This is a genomic window from Variovorax glucosi (assembly GCF_051216695.1).
Classification (GTDB): domain Bacteria; phylum Pseudomonadota; class Gammaproteobacteria; order Burkholderiales; family Burkholderiaceae_C; genus Variovorax.
In genome coordinates this window covers 1-1,017 of the sequence record NZ_JBPJZE010000434.1, presented here as the reverse complement: position 1 = coordinate 1,017, position 1,017 = coordinate 1, and the positions used below count along the sequence as shown (strand labels likewise).

Annotated in this window: 2 protein-coding genes; one reads left to right on the top strand and one right to left on the bottom strand. The window is 62.0% G+C overall.

Annotated elements, in window-relative coordinates; all coding sequences use genetic code 11:
- Positions 1-347: type II toxin-antitoxin system RelE/ParE family toxin (locus ACSFA3_RS26300; RefSeq protein ID WP_435508230.1), on the top strand; the 347-nt coding region annotated here is incomplete at its 5' end.
- Positions 348-362: 15 nt separating this feature from the next.
- Here ACSFA3_RS26300 and ACSFA3_RS26295 read toward each other — a convergent pair.
- Positions 363-1,017: ATP-dependent nuclease (locus ACSFA3_RS26295; RefSeq protein ID WP_435508229.1), on the bottom strand; the 655-nt coding region annotated here is incomplete at its 5' end.

The window sequence follows — 1,017 nt, the reverse complement described above, 5'->3', positions numbered from 1 at the left end:
GATCTGGACCAAGAAGACGAGCAATGAAGGTTGTGTTCCTGCGGTCCGCCGAAGCCGACCTGAAAGATCTGAAGCGCTACGTCATCAAGAACTTCGGCACGGACACTTGGGCGACCAGCTACGAGAAGATCAAGAAATCCGTCGCGATGATCGAAGCGCATCCACAGGCAGGCAGGATTCCCGAGGAGCTCGAAAACCTGAACACGGCCCAATACAGGCAAGTCATCTCGGGCATGAATCGCATCATTTACGAAGTGAGAGCGGACACCGCCTACATCCACGTTGTCTGCGACACACGAAGAGATTTGAAAGGCCTGCTCATGCGGCGCTTGGTCGGCGCCGTTTGAGATCTGGCGTGCCTGCTAGGCGACTTGCGCCGGTTGGCGCTCTGCCTTTTCGTTCATGGCACTGGTCGGCGCTTCGGAGCGTTCAACGCGTGCTTCCTGCACCACCGGCTTCGCGGGCTCGCTGGCCATCCGGCTCAACGCCAGCGCCGCCTGCAGCGGGAACAGCGTGGCCGCATCCCCCTGCGCCGCATTGCTCACCGTCGTACCCGTGGTCTCGTCGAGGCTGGCCGTGCGCACAGCGTCGAGCCGGTGCGTCGGCACCATGAACGGCGAGTGCGTGGTGTAGATGATCTGGTTGCCGAAGTCTTTCTCGAAGTGCGCCAGCAGATCGGCCTGCGAGTGGGGGTGCAAGTGCAGCCCGGGTTCGTCAAGCAGCAGCACGGCGTCTTCCGCACGTCCGCCCTTCGTGTCAGCGAAGAACGCGATGTAGAACGAGAAGAACCACTGGAAGCCGCGGCTGCGCTCGTCGAGGTTCACTTCCACGTCGTAGGCGCTGTTCGGGTCGGACACCAGCGTGTCGAGGTACTGGCCGTCAAGGTTGAAGCGCACCTTCAACGGGCGGTCCTTCCACAGGCGGCGGATCTCTGCCGTCACCACCGAGCCGGCGCGGTTGGCCAGCTGGTTGCGCGTGGCCTGATCGTTCTTTTCGAGCAGGTTCTGCAACTGCTGC